Annotated in this window: 1 protein-coding gene; it reads right to left on the reverse strand. The window is 53.8% G+C overall.

Features of this window, described 5'->3' with window-relative positions:
• Positions 1 to 147: 147 nt before the first annotated feature.
• Positions 148 to 1128 (reverse strand): IS5-like element ISKpn26 family transposase, encoded by a 981-nt coding sequence (locus FDX04_RS19630; RefSeq protein ID WP_000019445.1) that lies wholly within the window; start codon positions 1126 to 1128, stop codon positions 148 to 150.
• Between the last annotated feature and the right edge of the window lie 68 nt (positions 1129 to 1196).

Consider the following 1196-nt stretch of genomic DNA (forward strand, 5'->3'; position numbering starts at 1 on the left):
GGAAGGTGCGAATAAGCAGGTCATTTCTTCCCAAGCTGACTCGCTGATTAAAATTTCGCGGATCTGGGCCGATTTTTTTCCCGCAAACACATCGAATCAGCCTATTTAGGCTATTTTTTCCACCATTTCTGGCGTTATTTCCGGTTTTTACTGAGATCTCTCCCACTGACGTATCATTTGGTCCACCCGAAACAGGTTGGCCAGGGTGAATAACATCGCCAGTTGGTTATCGTTTTTCAGCAGCCCCTTGTATCTGGCTTTCACGAAGCCGAACTGCCGCTTGATGATGCGAAACGGGTGCTCCACCCTGGCACGGATGCTGGCTTTCATGTATTCGATGTTGATGGCCGTTTTGTTCTTGCGCGGATGCTGCTTCAAGGTTTTTACCTTGCCGGGACGCTCGGCGATCAGCCAGTCCACATCCACCTCGGCCAGCTCCTCGCGCTGTGGCGCTCCTTGGTAGCCGGCATCGGCTGAGACAAATTGCTCCTCTCCATGAAGCAGATTACCCAGCTGATTGAGGTCATGCTCGTTGGCCGCGGTGGTGACCAGGCTGTGGGTCAGGCCACTCTTGGCATCGACACCAATGTGGGCCTTCATGCCAAAGTGCCACTGATTGCCTTTCTTGGTCTGATGCATCTCCGGATCGCGTTGCTGCTCTTTGTTCTTGGTAGAGCTGGGTGCCTCAATGATGGTGGCATCCACCAAAGTGCCTTGGGTCATCATGACGCCTGCTTCGGCCAGCCAGCGATTGATGGTCTTGAACAATTGACGGGCCAGTTGATGCTGCTCGAGCAGGTGGCGGAAATTCATGATGGTGGTGCGATCCGGCAGGGCGCTATCCAGGGATAATCGGGCAAACAGGCGCATGGAGGCGATTTCGTACAGGGCATCTTCCATGGCACCGTCGCTCAGGTTGTACCAATGCTGCATGCAGTGAATACGCAGCATGGTCTCCAGCGGATAGGGCCGTCGGCCATTGCCCGCCTTGGGATAAAACGGCTCGATGACAGCGGTCATATTCTGCCATGGCAGAATCTGCTCCATGCGGGAGAGGAAAATCTCTTTTCGGGTCTGACGGCGCTTAGTGCTGAATTCACTATCGGCGAAGGTGAGTTGATGGCTCATGATGTCCCTCTGGGATGCGCTCCGGATGAATATGATGATCTCATATCAGGAACTTGTTCGCACCTTCC

Origin of the sequence: Citrobacter sp. wls615 (assembly GCF_005281355.1) — a bacterium.
In the GTDB taxonomy this organism is placed as follows: domain Bacteria; phylum Pseudomonadota; class Gammaproteobacteria; order Enterobacterales; family Enterobacteriaceae; genus Citrobacter; species Citrobacter werkmanii.